Below are 19,849 nucleotides of genomic sequence, written 5' to 3'. Positions count from 1 at the left end.
ATTAATGAATAATATTAGGAATGGCCAGCCGGAACGATGGAATCGGCGCTTTAAACTGCGAGCCGTGTTCATCTATCATCAGGTAATGACCTTCCATAGTACCAATAGGCGTAGCCAGAACGGTGCCGCTGGTATAACTGAATGATTCACCGGCAGCCAGTTTAGGCTGTTGTCCTACAACGCCATCTCCAGCCACTCGGGTTATTTTACTGTCAGCGTCGGTAATTCGCCATTCGCGGGCAAGCAACTGCACTAACTGGCTGGACTCATTGGTTATGGTTATGGTGTAAGAAAACACATATTGTCCGGCATCAGGGTTTGACTGCGCCGCTAAATATTGCGTTTTTACATCAATTTCAATTTTACTGACTGTCATTCTTTTCCGCTTGTTTTGTGAGCGAGTGTTCAGTGAGCCAGTCGGATATCCTGCAGTAATCGTCTACAGAGAGCGTCTCCGGCCTTGCGCCCGGGTCAATACCAAGGGCTTCCAGCTGCTCCGCAGGAACCAACTGTTTAAGGTTGTTTCTTATTGTTTTACGGCGTTGGTTAAACGCTGTCAAACATAAGCTATGCAGTTGCGCTTTATCTTTAACTGGGTGAGGGCTTTCGGCATAGGGTTCTAACCGAATCACCGATGATTCTACTTTCGGTGGCGGCGTAAACGCTGATGGCGGGACAGCAACCACCGGAGTGACTTTACAGGCTTGCTGTACACCGACGCTGATTCTGCCATAACTTTTTGAGCCGGGCTCTGCTGCTAAGCGATCAACCACTTCTTTTTGCAGCATAAAGTGCATATCTTTTACATCATCGGCAAACTTCAGCAGATGAAAGATAAGCGGCGTGGAGATGTTATAGGGCAGGTTACCGAACACTCGTGCCGGACTCTCTTTGGCAAACTGACTAAAATCTATGCTTAGCGCATCGGCTTGAATCACTTCCAGTTTTGAACTTAAAAAAGGGTGATGCTGAAGCCTTTCAACTAAGTCACGGTCAATTTCGATAACTTTTAAATGGCCACTGCGATCTACTGTCGGCTCAGTTAGTGCTGCTAACCCCGGGCCAATTTCTATTAGGTTTTCACCGGGCAAAGGGTTAATGGCATCAACAATCTGCTCAATAATATAGTCGTCATTCAGGAAGTTCTGGCCAAACCGTTTACGTGCCCGGTGGCCCAAGTGGGTTTTACTTCCGCCCTGGTGTTTATTCCCACCTTGGTTTTTACTCATAATACGCTGCTCTTGCCATATCTATAGCGGTCTGCATTGCCAGGCGGCAACTACCGTCGCTAATCTTGCCAGACCCGGCCAGCTCAAGTGCTGTACCGTGATCAACAGAAGTCCGGATATAAGGTAACCCGAGTGTAATGTTTACGGCCTGCCCGAAACCTTTATATTTTAGCACCGGAAGACCCTGATCGTGATACATAGCAACTACCGCACTGGCATCTTCAAGGTACTTTGGCTGAAAAATGGTATCTGCGGGATACGGGCCGTGCAAGTTCATGCCTTGCTTTTTAAGTTGTTCCAGAACCGGAATAATAATGTCTATTTCTTCCCTGCCTAAATGTCCCGACTCTCCCGCATGAGGGTTTAATCCGCAAACCAATATTTTGGGCGACGACTCGCCGAATTTCTTAGTCAGGTCGTTATGCAGTATGGTAATAATGTTGGTCAGACGCTCCGCGGTAACGGCTTTTGCCACATAGGCCAGCGGAATGTGAGTCGTGACCAGCGCCACACGCAGGCCTTCTGTAGCCAACATCATAACGACATCATTGCAGTTCGCTTCATGAGCTAAAAATTCAGTGTGTCCTGAAAACGCCACACCGGCTTGATTAATCACACCTTTGTGTACAGGGCCGGTAACAATGGCATCGAACTCGCCTGAGAGATTACCGTCAGAGGCTCTTTTTAAGCAATCAACCACATAATGACCGTTGGCTGTACATAACTCGCCAGGAGTCACGTCTTCGCACACTGGAATATGTTCTACCCAAAGATGTCCGGGTTCATGTTGCGGCAGTTCTTCACCTTTTCTATACCTGTGCAAGGTAATAGGAAGGTTCAATTGCTCGGCGCGTTGTTTTAGTAAATTTTTATCTGCACAGACAACGACAGCAGCCGACCAGGGCTGCTGCGCTATTTTTATAATTAAGTCCGGGCCAATACCTGCCGGCTCACCCGGTGTAAATACAAGAGTTGGTATACTCACTCAGCAACTCTTCTGATAAACGCCTGGTCGCGAATTTCTTGCTGCCAGTTATCAAGCTCTTCGCGGAATTTACGGCTAAACAGCATTTGGTATGCGCGTTCTTGCTTGTTTTCTTCAGTGGCATCCAGAGTTCTGCGACCGGTAACTTCTACAATGTGCCAGCCAAACTGTGTGCTGAACGGTTCACTTATTGTGTCTTGTTCAATGCTTTCTACTTTTTGCTTGAATTCTGGTGCGTATTTATTGGGACGAGCCCAGCCCAAATCGCCGCCACGAGAGGCCGAACCAGGGTCAGCTGAATGTTCACGTGCAAGTTCAGCAAAAGTCTTTTCGCCATTGGCAATTTGCTCACGGTATTGATTGAGCATCTCTTTCGCTTTGTTGTCTGACAAAATAACGGAAGGCTTGATTAAAATATGACGTGCTTTAACTTCTTGTACTTCGACTGTTTGCTCTCCGCGCTTGTCCTGTACTTTCAAAATATGAAAGCCGATACCACTGCGGATTGGGCCGACAACGTCACCTACAGACTTCCCATCTACCGCTTCCGCAAACAAGGTCGGCATGCCATTAACTGTCATCCAGCCCAGGTCACCGCCATCCAATGCCGCAGAACCGGAGGAGGAACGTACCGCCAAGTCAGCAAAGTCACTACCTTTGTCCAGTAAATTCAAAACTGTGTTGGCACGCTCTTTGGCTTTTTCAAGTTCGGCTTGTGATGAGTTTGAGTCAGCGGAAATCAGAATTTGAGCCAAACGATACTCTGTCTGAACTTCCTGGTTGCTCTCTATGAGTTTCACCAGGTTATTAATTTCTTGCGGTGTGATAGAAACGCGTTGCTGTACAGCTGCTCGTTGAACTTGCTGGATAACCAATTCGTTACGAATATTTTCGCGGTAGGCTGCCCAGCTCATACCACTACTGACCATGTTTTCCCGAAGCTCAGCTGTTGTAAGGTCTTGGTTATTTGCTATTTCGTTGATGGCTTGCTCTAACTGGTTGTCGTCAATCTCGATACCCATGCGGTTAGCCATTTGCAACTGAATTTCCTGCAGAATCAGGCGTTCTATAGCCTGAGTTTCCAGAACTTCGTCTGAAGGCGCGTTACTCGAGTTGAAGTTCTGACCGTTCTTAACTTGTTGGATAAGTTGGTCAATCTGGCTTTGCAGCACTACGCCGTCATCGACTACGACGACAACGCGATCCAGTATTTGCTGAGCCTGAACGGTGTTATTCAGCAAAAAAGACGATGCAATCAGCACAGCTGCTGAACAAAACGATGCAATTTTTTTCATTATACCTACCACTAGTTACTGAGATAAAAAGGACGGCGGTAACCGTACGTACTTTTCTCAAGCATGTTAATTAGACCACTGCTATCAGAAGCTAAACCGCTGATAATAAATTGTATACTAATGCCATTGTCAAATTGAGTTTCGCCGTTTATCTGAGTCGCACTAAAAGCCGGCTCAAGATCACGGTTTATGCGTCTGTACGCGCTAACCCGTAAGGCCCAGCAGCAACTGCTGTATTGAATGCCCACCATAGCATCATTTAAACGATCATGTGTGAGATCGTAAAAGACATTTGATGCGACTTGCCAGCGCGAACTTGCTGACCAAACTGCCTGCGTTCCAACTTGTTCAATATCGTTGTTCAGAATGTTGGTTGCGGTGCGATGACTGACCTGTATCAAGTTTGATTCATCTTTACGGAACTCTACCGCGGTCTGACTCTTACGGGTGGTGTTAAGTTCCGTATCGTATTGAATTGAGCTGCGTATTGACCAGTTCTCATCAACAGCCCAGTTAATGTCGGCAACCCACTCACTGTTACTGGAGGTTGTGGTTTCTTCATCGCTGGCAAACAGTTGCGTACGACTGTCATTAATATTGTAAATTTGCCCAATACTGGCTCGCAGCACTTCGCGTTCATTCTGAGTGAATAAGCTGCTGCTGACACCGTACGTTATCTGGTTAGCCTCGGCGATGCGATCCAACCCCGAAAAACGGCGGCTACGGAACAGCCCGTGGTAATCGTCCTGCAATAAAGAGGTATCATAAATGCCGATGTTCTGTTGGTTTTCATAGGGCACATACAAATACTGAATTTGCGGCGACAGGGTTTGACGGTACTGGCTGTCACCCAGTTCAATGGCTCGCTCGAGATGCAAACGAGCCCTTACACGAGCGCGGGGAAGCGCACGTGAAACTTCCTCAGCAATCTTGTTGTCCGGGCTTTCCTGCCAATAGCGCGTATAAAGATAAGAAAGCTCGGCTTCTGTATCAAAAGCAGGCTTCTCAAAACGGTACTGAATGCTCGGCTCTATATGTGCCCGGGTCGCGTATTCGCGGGTCTGATCCTGATTCTGAAAATAGGTTAGTTCGTTGTATAAGCTGGCGCTAAAGCCGGTGAAGTCGCCAGTGTTGTAATCGATACTAAGCTGCGGCAGTGTGCGATAGGGGCTGCGGTAGTCGCCAATAAGCTCGTAGTCTTCGGTACGTAATTGTGCGGTCCAGTTTTCGTTGTCGTAATCAAGCTGGGCTACGCGATATAAGTGAGTGTCAGCCCGGCCTGCAAAATCACTACCAAAGTCATTCAGGTAGTTGTCGTCACTAATTTCGGTCGCATCCAGGTAAAAACTCAAGTCCTGGTTTATTTGCGCCGAATGCTGAACGTGCCAAAGGTAGCGTTTTTTATTTGCGATGCGAGTGTCGTCATTGCCTAAATATTCTAAATTGAATTGTCCGGCATTTTGCTCAAATAAATAGCGATACTCGCCTTTCATCATGGTGCCGCGCTCGGACATATAAACCGGAGCTATTGTCGCATCCATATTGGGAGCAATATTAAAGTAGTAGGGAACTTCTACTTCAAAACCACTGTTTGATGATGAGTCGAACGTGGGGTAGAGCAAACCGGTTTTACGCGCGTCACTCAATGGAAAATTAAAATACGGTAAGTAAAGCACCGGTACGTCGAATAACTCAAATCGGGCGTGCCAGGCTTCACCGAAGTCGCTGGTTTCATTTATCTGAATACGTTCTGCGCGTAATTGCCAGGCCGGAGTCTCGCCCGGGCAGGTGGTGAAGCTTGAGTCCTGTAATAAAACTTCCTGCCGGGACAATGAAAGCAACTCTGCGTGGCCACGCGCGTTATGATTTCGCAGTCGGTAATCACTGTTGTAGAGTTTGGCCTCGTCATCGTTTAAGTCTAGCGATAACGAATCACCCGTAACGCTTAAATAGCCGTCATTAAAAGTAATGCCGTCTGAGGCGATAATCTCACCCCGCTGCTGATCGATAGTGGCTTTTGAAGTTGAAAGCCACTGTCCGTTACGCTGAATGATGACGTTACCGGTAAAATACGCTTTTTCATTGGCCAGAATTTCGGCGCTACGCGATTCAACACCAATAGTTCCTGCATCGGTTTCCTGCAACTGGACGGCGGTAATCGTACTCTCAGTAGACTGAGGCACGGTGCAAGTCATGTGTTGTGGTGCGTCTTGATTTTGTAAAGCCGCTAGCGCGCTGCCGGGAAAGGGCAGTAGCATTAGCGAAGTAATAAACCGTTGCAGCAATTTAATCTTCCGTCGTTGTTGTTAAATGCATTTATTCTGTTTTGCAGCGCGAGGGTATAATAAAGCAATTTTGTTTGTTTCGCTATTTGGTACACTGCTAGTTTTAAGGCTTGGCGACAAATTTGGTGGAGGATATTTTGGAAGACAAACGAGAAGTGGCTCTGCAGGCTTGGTGTGAAGCCCAGACAGGTGTTTCACAACCAACTTTAGAAGTTGTATCCGGTGATGCCAGTTTCCGTCGCTATTTTCGGGCAACTAATGGCCAGGAAAGCCTGATAGCGGTCGACTGTCCTCCCGAAAAAGAACCAATGAAGCCTTTTTTGGCCGTTGCACAAGCCTATTCTGAAGCCGGCGTTACTGTGCCAGAGATTATTGCGGCGGATTTAGAACAGGGCTTTATGCTGCAATCCGATTTTGGTCAGATACTGTTGCTGAGTAAACTGCATCCACGAAATGCGCGGCAATACTACCAGCAGGCACTTACCGCGCTGCCTAACATTATGTCGGTACGCCGGACTGAGCAGGGTGAGCTGCCCGCTTTCGATACCGCTTTGTTGGAACGTGAACTTTCTTTATTTAAGGACTGGTTATTAAAACATCACCTGAACTTAGACTGGCATACCGGGGACGATGAAGTTTGGAGTCAGTTTAGCCAACAAATGATTGATAACGCATTGCAGCAACCGCAGGTGGGAGTGCATCGGGACTTTCATTCACGTAACTTAATGCTGCTGGACGATGACCGTATTGGTATTATCGATTTTCAGGATGCGGTGCTGGGTCCGGTGACCTATGACGCGGTGTCGTTACTACGCGACTGCTATATTGAGTGGCCAGAGGAATTGGTCAACGAATTGAGTGAAGGGTTAAGGCAACATCTGGTTGAGTCTGACTGCTTAGCGGCGCAGGTTGAACCACAACAATGGCAACACTGGTTTGACTGGATGGGGCTGCAGCGGCACACCAAAGCGGCAGGTATTTTTGCCCGGTTGGCGCATCGCGATCATAAGCCCGGCTATTTACAGGATGTGCCCAGAACCCTCGGGTATTTGCAGCGAGTAAGTGCTAACTATCCGCAGCTTTCAAATTACAACCGCTGGTTGCGTGAGCGCATTATCCCAGCCTGGAAGGACAGCCTATGAGAGCGATGATTTTAGCTGCCGGACGGGGCAGTAGAATGCGCCCGTTAACGGATAATCAGCCAAAGCCTTTGTTGCCGGTAGCGGGAAAACCCTTGTTGGGTTATCACCTGGAAAAGCTGGCAAACGCAGGTGTTAATGAAGTGGTTATTAATCATGCCTGGCATGGTGAGCAAATTGAAGATTTTGTCGGGGACGGCAGCCAGTGGGGTCTGCAGGTTTCATTCTCTGCGGAACCTGAGGGTGGACTTGAGACTGCAGGGGGTATTATTAAAGCCTTGCCACTGCTCGGAGATGACCCGTTTTGGGTTATTAATGGTGATATCTGGACAGACTGGGATTACCGGGATTTACCAACGGATCTGGAAAAAGGGCTGCTGGGACATTTAATTATGGTGGATAATCCGATTCATCATTCAAATGGTGACTTTGCTATTGAAAATGGATTGTTGGTTAATGGGGAAAATGAGAATGATGCCCGTAAAACTTTTTCCGGTGTTGGTCTGTATCGCAAAGAACTGTTGGCGCCATACCCTGAGGGGAAACGGGCATTAAAGCCTTTTTTCGACAGGGCAATTAATAAGAAGCAACTGGCAGCAAGCCATCAGGATGGATTTTGGACAGACGTAGGTACACCGGAACGCCTGCATCAAGTTAACCAGCGGCTGGAGAAATAACATGGTTTGGGGAAAGGTAGTCGGCGCACTGGCTGGCTTTGCGTTTATGAAATGGCCGGGTGCTATTCTGGGGGCGCTCATTGGTCACTGGTTTGATCGGGGCATGGCTCAGGACTTTTCCCAAAAAGGCGCCTGGGGGCGTTTTTTGTATGGGGCAGAGCAAGCCGCCGGGGACGCTAATTTTATTTACACACTGTTCGCAGTAATGGGCCACGTTGCTAAGGCAAAAGGTAAAGTCACCACTAGCGATATTTCTCAGGCTCAGGAGCTAATGCGTCGTTTGAATTTAAATCAGGACGCGACCCGCGAAGCACAGGAAGCCTTTCGCGAAGGTAAAGAACCGACGTTTCCTCTGCAACAAGTCATGAAGGATTTTAGTGCCTCCTTTTACGGTAACCGCGATGTTCTGCAGCTTTTTATGGAGCAGCTGATTGGTCTTGCGTTAAATGACGGTGTGTTGGAAAAGTCAGAGCATGAAGTTTTGGTTAACGTGGCTAAGCACCTTGGGTTTACTCGTTTTCAGCTGGACCAGTGGTTGATGATGGAAAAAGCGGCTTTTCGTTTTCATCAGCATCGTCGGCAGCAGCATCAGCAACAGCGAAAAACCACCAGCCAGGATGAAATAAATAACGCTTATGAAGTGCTTGGCGTAACAGCTCAAAACAGTAACGCCGAAATTAAGAAAGCGTATCGTAAATTAATGGCTCGGCATCATCCGGACAAGCTGGCTTCTAAGGGGTTACCGGAAGAGGTAATGAAGCAGGCTCAGCAACGTGCTCAGGACATTCAGGCGGCTTATGAGAAGATCAAAGAAAAGCGCGGCGTCCGTTAAAAAAGGGTGTTAAAACTGGAAAGGTTAAAAGCCGTGAAATTCCAGCCAGCCTTTTATAGTAGAGATTAATTCACGCTGCCCGGTGTTACCGGAATTAACCAGCTGACGCTGGCGGTACGCTGGGTGCTGGTATTTATTCGCTAGTTTTTTACGCAAGGCCCAGTGTTCACTCACCCAACGGTTAGCTTCCGCACTGCGAATATCGAGAACCGGCAGTTGCGACTGGCTAATGCGTTCAGCAAGAGTGCGGTTATACTGAAACTGAGGCACATAAGCGTTAACCAATACAATAGCATCGGGCATTATTGAAGGCTCACTTTCCAGCAAACGCAGGGCTATGTCTGCGGTAATTCCTTCTACTACCCATACAGAAAAGCCCGGGCGGTCCAGGGTTTCGTTCAGCAGCAGAGTCATGCGTTGCTGCAAAGCATTCACTGGTGCCGTAAAGACCTCTTCGTCTGCAGCCTCAGGGAAATGCGTTGTCGTAGCAGGTGTCTGCAAATTGTCTGTACGTATGTCGTTGTCGGGCGGGGTTAAAGCCCAGGTTGTCCAGCCAAAATCCGGGGCGTTTTCATAAACCGGACGAATATAAAAAGACTGCAGTGGATGGTAGTGCCAGTCGGGTAAAAGCACCATTTGCCCGCGCTCAAAGGCCTGCAAGTACTCTTTCTTTAACGCCAAATAGCGTTCGCCGTCATTTCCGGTTAACCAATGGAGCTGGTCTTGCGGCAAATAACGTTCTAGGTCGTCCTGGCTTACTGCGGGGTTGATGAAAACAACCGCCAGCAGAATTAATAGATAGCGCTTCATGCAGCCTGTATCGGCTGAAGCGGCGCTAGCTTGAGTGCAAATTGCTAAAACTGAACGGGGCTGAAAAACTCTATAGGTTGTTCGGTTTGCGGATGGGTTACGCCAAGGTATTCCGCATGCAGTAATAAACGCTCAGCAGCAGCGAAAGCATCGCTGTGTGCATAGAATTTATCTCCAAGTATCGGGCAGCCAAGGGCCTGCATATGAACTCTGAGCTGATGTGAGCGTCCGGTATGAGGTGTCAGTTCAAGGCGGCTACAACCGTTATCAAAATCCGTTACACGATAAAAGGTCGTGCTGGGTTTGCCGGTGAAAAAATCCATGTGCTGGCGCGGGCGATTCGGCCAGTCGCAGGACAACGGCAACTCTATTTCCCCTTGCGGAGAAGGTGGTTTGCCCCAAACTCGGGCAATATACCTTTTACTGGTTGTGCGATTCTGAAACTGCCGGTTCAGGTGACTTTGCGCGGCTTTAGTTTTTGCCAGTAAAAGAACTCCGGAAGTTGCCATATCCAGCCGGTGGACCACTCTTATTTCTGGGTGTACGCGCTGTACGCGGGTATAAACCGAGTCTTTATGTTCTGGTCGCTTGCCCGGAACACTGAGCAGCCCGCTTTGCTTATCAACCACCAACAACTGGCTGTCCTCATAGATAACCTGAAGAAATGGCGTTGTCGGCGGCTGATAATGGAGCAGCGTCATTAATGGTTATTCACCAGGATACGCACTGCCTGAAGCGATAACTGCGGGCTCTCCAGCGCCGCCGTAATTTGCTCTTCGCGCCAATTTATCGCCTCTATTTCACTGCTGCGCACCGACGGGTTTTTCTGTCGTAATTCCAGCAAGCGCGTGCGTTCGTGTTGCAGTGCAGCCAGCGCATTTTGCTTTACTTCATCCAGCTGCTTTTGCTGCCACTCACGAGCCTGTTGCTGGCCGGACTGAATAATCTTTTGCGCCGGGTCACGTAACTGACGCAATATCTGTCGCGCGGTCTTTTTATCAATAAAGCTGGATTGTTGGTCCAGCAGCTCGCGTGACACTTTAGCGGACAGCTCCTGACCCTGACCATTAAACAACAGACGTAAACTCTGCAATGGGCAGAACTCCTGCAATGCCGCGGCTTTAGGCGCCGGTACTATGCTGGCAAAGTCCAGTTCCAGGAACCAGCTGCCAGCCGGAATAGCCGGGTTTTTCAGCTCTGCAACGCAGGTGCTGCCAAAGTCATCTGCAGTCAGCAGTTCAAGCGCAGCCTGCACCATGGGGTGATCCCAACTTAAAAAGTCAGTATCTTCAAAGTTCAGTGCGGTCACCCTGTCAAAGGTTATGGTGATGCCATCATCCGGCAGTCCCGGCAGGCTGCCGACACGCATATGCTCACCCGGGCGAATAAACCAGCGCTCTTCATCCAGCACTTCGTTAGTCACGCCAAAACGGTCAAAGAAGGCAATCATAAAGTCGGCCAGAGTGTCGGTATCGCTGTCGCTATGAATTTGTTCTATGATTTTTTCAGCAGTTTCAGGACGACAGGCGTTTAGTGCCTGCAACTTGTCCTGCCCTTCACGGTTCCGTTCCAGCCAGGTTTTGTGCAGTTCTTTCGTCTGCTCCAGCAACTCGTCACTGAGTGGCTTCTGCTCAGCAACAGCCTGCTCAATGTCCGTACCAAAAGCATCGTACAGTTTACGGCCTATCGCATTACATTGAGAGAAGGCGTTCATACCCTGCTCGTACCATGGCAGCAATATGGCTTCTGCGGAACCTTTGCAGTAAGGCAGGTAAATATCAATATTTTGCTGCTGGCCAATGCGGTCTAAGCGGCCAATACGCTGTTCCAGCAGGTCAGGGTTCGTTGGCAAGTCGAACAGAATCAGTTGATGAACAAACTGAAAGTTACGACCTTCACTGCCAATTTCTGAGCACAGCAGAATAGGGCTGCCGTCTTCTTCGCTGGCAAAAAAGGCGGCGGAGCGGTCACGTTCGGTCAGCGTCATACCTTCATGGAAGGTTGCCGCCTGTACCCCCGCCAGTACGCGCAAGGCTTCCGACAAATCCAGTACTTGCTCTGCCGTTTTGCATATCAGCAGTGCTTTTTCCGAGCGGTTCTGTTTAATGTGATTCAATAACCAGTCAATGCGCGGATCTTCCATCCACCAGGGCATGTCTTCATCGGGTTCGCATTCATCCAGTTCTACCGGATGAAAATGGCGTTCAGGAAAACCGCCAATATCGGCCCTACGGTTACGGAACATAACGCGGCCGGTACCATGTTTATCCAGCAGGTCATCGAGTTCTGCCGGGTCAGTAACAGACTCGGCTTGTTCTGCTAATTCTTTATACTGTGTTTGCTCTTGCTGGAAACTGGCAAAGTCGGAGAACCTGTCCGGGTCCAGTAGCTGCAGTCGCTGGAAATGGCCTTCGGCACCTTCTTGCTCCGGGGTTGCCGTTAACAGCAACAAGCCGGGAACCGCTTCGCAGAGGTTTTTAACCGCACGAAATTCCGGTGCCTCGGGCTGTAAATGGTGTGCTTCATCGATAACTAATAAGTCGAACTCAGCTTTCAGTAATGACTCACTCCAGCGCGACTCGTGCATAAAGCGGCTACTGATAATAATGTGCTGTTCAGTTAAAAACGGATTTTCACTGTCGGCTTCCGCCTGCTCGCAACGCTCATCATCAAACAGAGTAAAGTTCAGCGCAAAGCGGCGGCGTAACTCAACCAGCCACTGATGCATTAAAGATTCCGGTACCACAATTAAGACCCGCTGCGAGCGGCCGGTATTCAGGCGGCGCTTGATGATCATGCCGGCTTCAATGGTTTTTCCTAAGCCCACTTCATCGGCTAAAAGCACTCGCGGGTGGTAACGGTCGGCAACAGTTTTGGCAATATACAACTGGTGCGGCAGCAAATGGGTACGAACACCTAATAAACCGGCAACCTCGCTGGCCTGATGATGCGCCAGGTGTTCACTGGCTTCGCAGCGCAACTGATACATATCCAGGCGGTCGGCCTGGCCTGCCAGTAAACGAGTTAACGCGGGGTTACTGTCCACCTGATGAGATAACTGGGTTTCCGGAACCACAACCGACTCCTGATTGTCGTCGCGTAAACCATGATAGGTCACAATACCCTGCGACTCTGTCAGTTCCTGAATTGTGAAGCTCCAGCCATCGGCGTGTTTGCCTTGTTGCTGTACTTGCAGTTGATAACGGGCCAGAGGGGCTTCCTGAGCTGAGTACAGTCGCACTTCACCGGTTGCGGGGAACATCACGGTTAAGTGACGACCTTCGGCCTGGGTGATCATGCCTAGCCCTAATTCGGTTTCAGTTTCACTAAGGTAACGCTGTCCAACTCTAAACTCGCTCACTACACACTCCTGCGCGCCATTTACCAAGGTCGCAATGGTACTTAATTCGCTCGCCAATTCCGAGGAAAAATTTATTTCTGTAACCGTTGTGTCATGAATTTTAGGCTAAGCTGTAAGAAAAGAATAATCACATGCAAAGGTACGCGCTAATGACAACAAACGCTGGCAAGTTCTTTATCCTGGATACCAACATTCTTCTGCACGACCCTCTCGCTTTTCTCAACTTCGATGAACACAACGTGGTTATCCCCATGGTGGTTCTGGAAGAGCTCGACAATATAAAAGATCGCAATAGAGATGTGAGCCGCGAAGCACGGGTCGCCATTCGCTCGCTCGAGGAGGTTTTGAAAGAGGCCACACCGGAAGAAATTGTTGCTGGTGTTCCGTTAAACAGGGTGCAAGGCGAGCATACGGCGAACGGAACCCTGGCCATTTTTCCCGACTATCAGCTGGAGCAGACCGAGTCAGTGTTGTCGCTGGCAGAGAACGATCACCGCATTATTCAGGCGGCACTGGAAATTCAACGGGAGCGCTCGCCGGCTGGCGTGGTGCTGGTTACCAAAGACATCAATATGCGCCTGAAAGCCAAAGGCGCAGGTATGAAGTACGTTGATGATTATCGCACCGACCAGCTTATTGACGACATTCGCTTGCTGACCAAAGGGTTTTATAAGTTTGAAGGCGACTTCTGGTCGCAGGTGGGTGAAGTCCAAACGCAGCAGGAAGGCCGCGATGCTTACCACACGGTGAGTCGCGAATTGCTGCCTCAGGTTTTTGCTAATGAATACATTATTGATTCAACCAATAAGTTTGCGGCGCGGGTGGAAGAATACGACAGCGAAACTGTAACGCTGATGGATTTAAGCGTAGAACGGATGATGTCTTATGGAGCCTGGGGGGTTCACCCCAACCCCGAATTGGAAATATTTTAAAGTTTTTACCCCCTTGTTTTTATTGGCCTATAGAAAAAGTAAAAAGAATTTCTCTAAACATGGATTTTTGTAACGACTTTAAGCATTCCCACAATAGCCAATCTTTACAGAGTACTTGTTATTTGGGATGTGAGTACAACACGCATTCAAGCAACGATGCAAACTTTTGGAGGGCTGCGTCATGAAAAGCTCTGTTGAAAACCGAAACCCTCGTGTTCTTGACACGTCTGCGTTGGTTCATGATCCAAAAAGTATCCTGTCATATCAAGATGATATTTACATCTGTCTAACGGTTCTTGAAGAGCTTGATAACCTAAAAGAAAGAACCAATAAATCTGTAAGTGCTGATGCTCGTGTTTGTATTCGAATGCTTGAAGATATAATAAATGGGCATAGTGCGGAAGAGATGGAAGCTGGCATTCCACTGCCTTCTACTGAAACAGCTAAACGAGGAAAACTGTTTATTGGAATTGATACCCAACTCGAAATGGCTAAAGAGTTAAAGCACGGTATTGGAAGTGATGCTGACAATAGAATAATCAACTATGCGCTGTATCTTCAGAAGGATTTAGATAAAGACGTAACAATTGTTAGCCGTGACATCAATATGCGACTAAAAGCTCGAACTGTTGGTGTTATGGCTGAAGATGTATCCGTTGATAATCAAATCGCAGATATAGATTTGTTATATACAGGAGTACAGTCGTTTGAAGGTGATCTTTTTGATCGAATTGAATCAGATAAAGATTTCAAAGTCTCAGGGGAGGTTTATACATTCCCAGTAAGTCTCTTTAATGATGAAGTTCAGCCCAACATGTATTGGTATGATGAGGCTGGACATATCGGGCGGATTTCAGAAGTAACTGATACTGAAGTTTACACAAAGTTATTGCCGCGTAAGCATGAAAAAGTATGGGGCATTTTGCCTAAAAACCAGCGTCAAGCGGTAGCTTTAAGTCAATTAACAGACCCTTATTATGATCTAAATATCATACTTGGTCCGGCAGGCTCCGGAAAAACTTTTTTGGCAGTTGCTTCGGCGCTGCATCAAGTATTAGAGTTGAAAAAGTACAAAAAAATAGTGGTGGTACGCTCCAGAGACTTCATGGATGATGATCCCGGATTCCTTCCGGGTGATTTAACTGAGAAATCTATGCCTTTGCTTGTAGGTATTACGGATGCACTTATCTCGATGCACTCGGATGATAATCATGAAGGAAATATTCATGCAACAGTTGAGCATGTTATTGAAAAAGCCAATATAGAATTTACTAGCATGGCTTATTTTCGTGGCCGTTCGATAGACGATGCTGTTTTAATCATTGATGAAGCTCAAAACATGACTAGAGCGCAAATCAAGGGCATGTTAAGCCGTGGTGGGAAAAATTGTCGGACAATCGTATTGGGCAACCTAGCCCAGATTGACGATAAGTTTGTAACACCTGCTTCGTCTGGTGCTAGCGCTGCCGTAAATGTATATCGTCATTATGAAAAAGGATCAGTGCTGATCTTTGATGAAGTAGAGCGTAGTAGCTTGGCTGAATTCACTGAAAAGAATATGTAGGCATCAAACTACCATTCACATTTCCTTATAATATTGCGACAATAGCCACTGCTTTTTGCCGTGGCTTTTCAGAGAAGCCCGTTCCCACGAAAACAGGACGAAATGGATTTACTCTGAACTAAAAGATTAAATATTCACATAAAAACTGAGTGACATAGGTGCGTGGCCTAGCGTTGCCGTTTTTTGGTGTATTGATGTCTTTTAATAAAGAAGACCTGCTAGTAAATATAAAAAGGCAGGCAAAACGATTATCTAAATTATTAACTATTCCCCTTGGACAAGCCCAAGAAGGGGCAGCTATTTGTCTATATGGCTGTGACAGTTACAGCGATTTACTAGTAAAAATAAAAGCTGAATCCTTTGACAACCCATTGATAGCACTGTCTGCACTCTCACCAAACTCGGAAATATTTTTAGTAAAAATATTAGCTAGCCACCTAGATAGCATTATTGGAAATTTTGAAAAAAAATTTCCCGGCTCCAATATAAATGAAGAGATGGTCGTATCCCTGTTTGGGCTTAGCTTTTCAGAGTTCAAACTCAAAATATCTACCTAAAGTTGTACAAATACGTAAGTTGTCATTTTGTTTTTTGGCGATATTATAATATGAAGGCTGAACGGACAGCCTACGCCTACACATGTTTTTCGCCTTGAAAAACGTGAACAGTGAAGCGGAGCATCCGTAAAAATTTGGTTATTTGAACAATAAATAAAGCAATGTGTTGGTAGGCCATTGTTTGTTCGTTATTTTGTTTGGAGAACTAAATGATTTTGCTTGAGCAATTGCATACTAAACTTCAATATCAGGCCAAGCTTTTTGCGTGGTTACTTGAGATTCCCGAATTAATAGCAGAAGGGTTATTCGCGAGAGGTGTTTATAATTTCGCTAATTTCTCGGCTGCTGAAAACGCCCTACATCAGGAATATTCTAAAAATAATCTTCATGCCATTTTTGAACATGACACTTTAAAGTATCTTTTTATCTGTGAAGTTGATGACGATGAATTGATTGATGAACTTCATGAAGAAATTGAAGTGATGTCGGCAAGAATAGTGTCACTTAATCTTATAGAAAAGCCACAATTGCAAATAATCTCAGCGATTTATAAATCAATGGGGTTACTTGATGAGTCTCGGTTTATTGTAAACACAGGCGCTGAATTCCAATTAAATTGGAAACCTTATTTTAGTACACTGACTGATCCTACAGAAGTGCTTTATGCTGATTTGTTGGTTCATACAAGACCATTTAGATTAGTAGCGACAAAATATCCGCTTAGCAAATTATCTTACGACAATATAAGTACTTATCTTTCAAGAAGACTTAAACAAGATAGTAATCTCCATAAGGCTACTTTAGGTGCGGAAAGAAAGTAAGCGTCGCATAAACCACACAACCGGCCAAGATAATTGTCGCTGAGAGGCTTTCGGTGCCACCCGAACGGGTTGCTTAGTCGTTCAGGTGGGTCAGTTTTACATTGTCGGTTAATCCGTCCTGGATATTCCAGGGCAGCAGTGAGTCGATGTCATCACCGTCGTTGAGCAACGGCAGTTGCTCGAACAACATCATGAGATAGTCGACCGGCATCAGGCCGTTGGCCTTGGCGGTTTCGACCATGCTGTACAGGATAGCGCTGGCCTGCGCGCCGCCTCGTGAGTTTGAGAACAGCCAGGCTTTACGACCTATAACGAACGGTTTTATTGCACGCTCGGCACGGTTGTTATCGATATTAACGTGGCCGTCATGCAGGTAAACCTGCAGTTTGTCCCATTGTTTGAGCGTGTAATGGATGGCTTTGCCGAGCAGTGACTGCGGGTTGACCTGCAGCGCCGACTTGTCGAGCCAGGTTTTTAGCTTGTCCATCACAGGTTGTGCTAAGGCGGTACGTTTTTCCTGCTTTTGCGCCGGGCAGTCGTCTTTGATTTTCTGCTCAACGCCGTACAATTTCTGGATAAAGCTCAGCGCCTGGTCGGCTTTACCACTTTTGCCTTTACCTTGTACGGTTTTGGCCTCAATGAACTTACGACGGGCATGCGCCCAGCAACCGGCCAGCCGGGCAGCGGTTTGCTCATAGCCCTGATAGCCGTCCACCTGCAGTGGACCGCAATAGTCAGCTAAAAACGCAGCGGGGTGGGCGCCACCGCGCCCGTCCTGATAATCATACAACACGATGTTCGGTGATTTATCCGGCCTCGGCTTATCGGTGCCACAGCCGTAAACCCACATGTAGCATTTGGATTTATCCACATCGAGCACGTTGAGCGTTGTCTCGTCAGCCCATAAAGCCGGCTGTTTTAGCAGGATGTCGTGCATGCGCTGATAAAATGGTCGCAGTTTATCGCTGACGGTCAACATCCAGCGACTCATGGTCTGGCGACTCAGCTCGATGCCGTATTGTTTAAACATCGCTTCCTGACGATATAGCGGTAACCCGAACTGGAACTTGGCGCTGATGATTTGTGCCAGCAAGCTCGGCGTTGCGATACTCTTGGGCAGTATGCTCGGTTTAACCGGTGCGATTTTGACAGCGGTTTGGGTGCCGTGCTTTTCGCACACGCGGCAGCTGTATTTCGGACGTACATGGCGCACCACCCGGCTGGTTGCCGGGATAAATTCCAGCTCTTCGCTGATTTCTTCGCCCATACGATGCAAGTCATGACCACAACAGTCACAGATTTTGTCTTCGTCTGCGATATCGTGCAGCACCTCTTCGCGCGGCAATGATTCATCAATACGCGGGCGACGCGGTTTTTTACGGGTGTAGGTAACGGTTTGCTCTGCGGCTACTTCTTCCACCGTCGGCTCAAGAGCCTCTTCAAGCTCGTTAAACAACTCACCCTGACCGGGCAGTCCTTCGCTGCTGGCACCGAAGCGTTTTTGCACCAACAGTTGCCACTGCTCTCTCAGGTAATCAAGTTGATGTTGCAAACGCGACTTCTCAGCCTGCTCTGTTTGCAGCTGAGATTGCATGTCGAGCACCATCTTTTTCAGGCTCTCAACATCATCCGGGAGTGTGTTTGCATTGCTCGTTTTCATGGGGGCTATTATACCCCAAAAGCACCGTCGAAGCCGCTGTTTTAGCGGGTTTGCTTAGACCGATTCGTGATCGTAAAACGGTTTTTATGCAGGATCCTTATAAGCCGTTTTCGATCAGGTTGTGGCACTAAAATGCAATGGCTGATGACCTTTCATCAAGGTAATATCGAGGCCTTAGAGCAACCACTGCCATTGCTGTGCGTTTAAATTAAGGACATCGCCTTTTACCTTGTGCGGCCACTTAAACTTATTCTTTTCCAGGCATTTATACCAAAGGCAAAAACCGGTTTTGTCCCAGTAAAGCGCCCGGACTTTATCGCGTTGGCGGTTGCAGAACACAAACACGGCACCGCTGAACGGCGAGCGGTCCATCTCGGCTTCGACAATGGCGCTGAGGCCATTGATGCTCTTGCGAAAGTCGACCGGCTGTTTATACAGATAAATCGCCGGCGGCTCGACGAACATCTTCATACGCTGAGGGCTTTGACCAGCTCAGCCACCCAGCGGGGCGATACCGACATCGGCAATACTAACTGCGCATCGCCCACGCGCACCTGCATGGCCGCTGTGGGTGCCGGCGACTCAGTCGCCACTCGTGCAAAACCGGTACCCTCAGTTTCCTGCTGCAACTGACGGCGGCGCTGACTAAAGTAGTCCGGATTAATACCCTGCGCTTCACAAAACGCCTTGCGGCTTAGCCCGCTTTGCTCAAACTCATCAATTAGCGCCTGCCACTGCGCTTTAGAGCGGTATGCTCGACTCATAAATCACCTCGTTGGTTAGAACGTGGCGATAAATTAGGCTATCTGCAACGTGCTGACTAGGCGTGGTTTATGTGACGCTTACGAAAGAAACAAAATTGAGAAACATAAAAATTGGCTTCAGAACAACCTGAAAAGTGCCTTTGGTGACGTATTACAAAATGGTAGTGAAACCCCAGCGTTTTATCACATACGACGTAAGCGATACCTTGTATTTGGTTTTATGCTGCCCACAGAAAAAGCTAAAAAAATAAATACAGAGCTGCCTAAGCTAAATCTATTAGTCAAAAATACTAAGGAATTTCAGAAATACATTATTAAAGTTGAACAACAGTCTCTAGTTTTTGAAGCTCACCGCATCAGTACCTCATACGCGAATCATGAAGTTCTCACAGATATGCAAATTGAGCAAAAGAAAATCTTAATGTCACACACTGATGCTAGCAATGACTGGTTTGCCTTAAAAGGTACTCGCTTTTCCGTGGGTTTTAGACCGATCAAGGTAAAAGAGGCGGTATAAGCTGATGGAAAAAACATTTTTAGTCGATGTAAGTATTGTTTCTGTTTTTGGCAGTCTGGGCGCTAATAAGGCTTATTTAGGCGATGTGTTAGCTGGTCAGGTAATCGAAGATGAAACATTTAGATTTCGTCCCTATGAGCAAATTGTTACCTCCATAATTGTTAGCAAAAGATTTGTTGATAACAAGATGGAGGTCATCACTCACAACGGTGAGAGTGTTCAATATTCTGTGTCAGCCAATTTTTCATAAATCTATGTGACCATCCAGTCGACCTTCAAAGTGGATGGTTAGCTGAGACAGTGTCAGATTCCAGTTCTGCACCGGGTGCGACCAGCGCTCAGTTGCTTTTAACATACCCGCGTACAGCAACTTAAGCAAGCTACTCTCATTGCTAAAACCGCCTTTGGTTTTGGTCAGTTT

The 19,849-nt window shown here is 47.4% G+C and carries 20 protein-coding genes and 1 pseudogene; 9 read left to right on the top strand and 12 right to left on the bottom strand.

Going from position 1 to position 19,849, the window contains the following annotated elements; genetic code table 11:
* Window position 1: 1 nt before the first annotated feature.
* From apaG to lptD, 5 genes are read right to left on the bottom strand one after another with little or no spacing between them, the layout of a single operon-like run.
* Window positions 2-376 carry a Co2+/Mg2+ efflux protein ApaG gene (gene apaG, locus DET62_RS13440; RefSeq protein WP_110014313.1) on the bottom strand — a complete coding sequence of 125 codons (375 nt, stop codon included), beginning with the start codon at window positions 374-376 and terminating at the stop codon, window positions 2-4.
* The gene (gene rsmA / locus DET62_RS13435) at window positions 363-1,229 is read right to left on the bottom strand and encodes a 16S rRNA (adenine(1518)-N(6)/adenine(1519)-N(6))-dimethyltransferase RsmA (protein ID WP_110014314.1); all 867 of its coding nucleotides are present in this window, start codon (window positions 1,227-1,229) and stop codon (window positions 363-365) included. Before rsmA ends, apaG begins: the two co-directional genes overlap by 14 nt.
* Window positions 1,222-2,214 (bottom strand): 4-hydroxythreonine-4-phosphate dehydrogenase PdxA, encoded by a 993-nt coding sequence (gene pdxA, locus DET62_RS13430; RefSeq protein ID WP_034822059.1) that lies wholly within the window; start codon window positions 2,212-2,214, stop codon window positions 1,222-1,224. Before pdxA ends, rsmA begins: the two co-directional genes overlap by 8 nt.
* Window positions 2,211-3,509 carry a peptidylprolyl isomerase SurA gene (gene surA / locus DET62_RS13425; RefSeq protein WP_110014315.1) on the bottom strand — a complete coding sequence of 433 codons (1,299 nt, stop codon included), beginning with the start codon at window positions 3,507-3,509 and terminating at the stop codon, window positions 2,211-2,213. Before surA ends, pdxA begins: the two co-directional genes overlap by 4 nt.
* 11 nt (window positions 3,510-3,520) lie before the next feature.
* Window positions 3,521-5,794, bottom strand: a complete 2,274-nt coding sequence (gene lptD, locus DET62_RS13420) for an LPS assembly protein LptD (RefSeq protein ID WP_034822068.1) — start codon at window positions 5,792-5,794, stop codon at window positions 3,521-3,523.
* 137 nt (window positions 5,795-5,931) lie between these two features.
* Between lptD and DET62_RS13415 the strand changes: the two genes are divergently transcribed.
* From DET62_RS13415 to djlA, 3 genes are read left to right on the top strand one after another with little or no spacing between them, the layout of a single operon-like run.
* Window positions 5,932-6,936, top strand: coding sequence for a phosphotransferase (locus tag DET62_RS13415; protein WP_034822179.1), 1,005 nt, complete (start codon window positions 5,932-5,934; stop codon window positions 6,934-6,936).
* Window positions 6,933-7,610 carry an N-acetylmuramate alpha-1-phosphate uridylyltransferase MurU gene (gene murU / locus DET62_RS13410; protein ID WP_034822071.1) on the top strand — a complete coding sequence of 226 codons (678 nt, stop codon included), beginning with the start codon at window positions 6,933-6,935 and terminating at the stop codon, window positions 7,608-7,610. The genes DET62_RS13415 and murU overlap by 4 nt, the downstream gene beginning before the upstream one ends.
* A 1-nt stretch (window position 7,611) precedes the next feature.
* The gene (djlA, locus tag DET62_RS13405; protein ID WP_034822074.1) at window positions 7,612-8,442 is read left to right on the top strand and encodes a co-chaperone DjlA; all 831 of its coding nucleotides are present in this window, start codon (window positions 7,612-7,614) and stop codon (window positions 8,440-8,442) included.
* Between the two features lie 24 nt (window positions 8,443-8,466).
* Here the strand turns inward: djlA and DET62_RS13400 are convergent, their stop codons facing one another.
* Genes DET62_RS13400 through rapA form a run of 3 tightly spaced genes read right to left on the bottom strand, consistent with a single transcriptional unit; the run spans window position 8,467 to window position 12,613 of the window.
* A complete protein-coding gene (locus DET62_RS13400; RefSeq protein ID WP_110014316.1) occupies window positions 8,467-9,252 on the bottom strand; it encodes a DUF3530 family protein in 786 nt (261 codons plus the stop codon).
* A 44-nt stretch (window positions 9,253-9,296) separates the two neighbouring features.
* A complete protein-coding gene (locus DET62_RS13395) occupies window positions 9,297-9,953 on the bottom strand; it encodes a pseudouridine synthase (protein ID WP_034822079.1) in 657 nt (218 codons plus the stop codon).
* Complete coding sequence (rapA, locus tag DET62_RS13390; protein ID WP_110014317.1) at window positions 9,953-12,613, bottom strand: RNA polymerase-associated protein RapA; 2,661 nt, start codon at window positions 12,611-12,613, stop codon at window positions 9,953-9,955. The genes DET62_RS13395 and rapA overlap by 1 nt, the downstream gene beginning before the upstream one ends.
* Window positions 12,614-12,762: 149 nt before the next feature.
* On the opposite strand from rapA, the gene DET62_RS13385 reads away from it, so the two are divergent.
* The 4 genes from DET62_RS13385 (at window position 12,763) to DET62_RS13370 (ending at window position 16,487) form a co-directional block, all read left to right on the top strand.
* Window positions 12,763-13,545, top strand: coding sequence for a PIN domain-containing protein (locus tag DET62_RS13385; RefSeq protein WP_243735041.1), 783 nt, complete (start codon window positions 12,763-12,765; stop codon window positions 13,543-13,545).
* 181 nt (window positions 13,546-13,726) lie between these two features.
* Window positions 13,727-15,109 (top strand): PhoH family protein, encoded by a 1,383-nt coding sequence (locus DET62_RS13380; RefSeq protein WP_110014318.1) that lies wholly within the window; start codon window positions 13,727-13,729, stop codon window positions 15,107-15,109.
* A gap of 194 nt (window positions 15,110-15,303) precedes the next feature.
* On the top strand, window positions 15,304-15,666 hold the full coding sequence (locus tag DET62_RS13375) for a hypothetical protein (protein WP_076920056.1): 363 nt from the start codon (window positions 15,304-15,306) through the stop codon (window positions 15,664-15,666).
* A gap of 209 nt (window positions 15,667-15,875) precedes the next feature.
* Complete coding sequence (locus DET62_RS13370) at window positions 15,876-16,487, top strand: hypothetical protein (protein ID WP_110014319.1); 612 nt, start codon at window positions 15,876-15,878, stop codon at window positions 16,485-16,487.
* A 73-nt stretch (window positions 16,488-16,560) separates the two neighbouring features.
* Here DET62_RS13370 and DET62_RS13365 read toward each other — a convergent pair whose 3' ends face one another.
* From DET62_RS13365 to DET62_RS13355, 3 genes are all read right to left on the bottom strand, one after another.
* Window positions 16,561-18,147, bottom strand: coding sequence for an IS66 family transposase (locus DET62_RS13365; protein WP_110014320.1), 1,587 nt, complete (start codon window positions 18,145-18,147; stop codon window positions 16,561-16,563).
* A 174-nt stretch (window positions 18,148-18,321) separates the two neighbouring features.
* Complete coding sequence (gene tnpB, locus DET62_RS13360; protein WP_110014321.1) at window positions 18,322-18,618, bottom strand: IS66 family insertion sequence element accessory protein TnpB; 297 nt, start codon at window positions 18,616-18,618, stop codon at window positions 18,322-18,324.
* Window positions 18,615-18,911, bottom strand: coding sequence for a hypothetical protein (locus DET62_RS13355; protein ID WP_110014322.1), 297 nt, complete (start codon window positions 18,909-18,911; stop codon window positions 18,615-18,617). The genes tnpB and DET62_RS13355 overlap by 4 nt, the downstream gene beginning before the upstream one ends.
* 49 nt (window positions 18,912-18,960) lie before the next feature.
* Here DET62_RS13355 and DET62_RS13350 point away from each other — a divergent pair, with 49 nt between their 5' ends.
* Window positions 18,961-19,428 carry a hypothetical protein gene (locus tag DET62_RS13350; RefSeq protein WP_110014323.1) on the top strand — a complete coding sequence of 156 codons (468 nt, stop codon included), beginning with the start codon at window positions 18,961-18,963 and terminating at the stop codon, window positions 19,426-19,428.
* Window positions 19,429-19,432: 4 nt separating this feature from the next.
* A complete protein-coding gene (locus tag DET62_RS13345) occupies window positions 19,433-19,678 on the top strand; it encodes a hypothetical protein (RefSeq protein WP_243735042.1) in 246 nt (81 codons plus the stop codon).
* Here DET62_RS13345 and DET62_RS13340 read toward each other — a convergent pair.
* A pseudogene (locus DET62_RS13340) lies at window positions 19,673-19,849 on the bottom strand (IS256 family transposase); the annotation flags it as partial. The gene DET62_RS13345 and the pseudogene DET62_RS13340 overlap by 6 nt on opposite strands.

The sequence above is a fragment of the Idiomarina sp. H2 genome (assembly GCF_004364275.1).
In the GTDB taxonomy this organism is placed as follows: domain Bacteria; phylum Pseudomonadota; class Gammaproteobacteria; order Enterobacterales; family Alteromonadaceae; genus Idiomarina; species Idiomarina loihiensis.
The sequence above is the reverse complement of the archived record's forward strand: the minus strand, read 5'-3'. Positions and strand labels throughout refer to the sequence as shown.